Consider the following 411-nt stretch of genomic DNA (forward strand, 5'->3'; position numbering starts at 1 on the left):
CTGCATGGCCAGCCGCGTGAGTGAATCCAGCTTGCCCAGCGGCTCGTCCAGCACCAGCAACTGCGGATCGTTGACCAGCGCACGCGCCAGCGCCACACGTTGCGCCATGCCGCCCGACAGCTCATGCGGAAACGCCCGATGAAAGCCGCCCAGGCCCACGCGTTCCAGCGCGTCGTTCACGCGGTCACGCTCTGCATTGAGCACGCCGCGCGCTTGCAGACCCAGCGCAACGTTGTCCCACACGCGGCGCCACGGATAGAGCGTCGGGTCCTGGAAAACCACCACACGAGATGGGTCGGGCTCGCTGATGGGCTTGTCGTCCTGCAGGATGCGACCATGCGTGGGCGGTTCCAGCCCCGCGATCAGGCGCAGCAGGGTGGACTTGCCGCAACCGCTTGGCCCAAGCAGCGC

The 411-nt window shown here is 67.6% G+C and carries 1 protein-coding gene; it reads right to left on the reverse strand.

Features of this window, described 5'->3' with window-relative positions:
- The coding region (locus tag I6F21_RS38190) for an ATP-binding cassette domain-containing protein (RefSeq protein ID WP_225184443.1) at positions 1-411 on the reverse strand (411 nt) is incomplete at both ends.

This window comes from Bradyrhizobium sp. NBAIM03, from assembly GCF_020194055.1.
GTDB classification, from domain to species: Bacteria; Pseudomonadota; Alphaproteobacteria; order Rhizobiales; family Xanthobacteraceae; genus Bradyrhizobium; species Bradyrhizobium yuanmingense.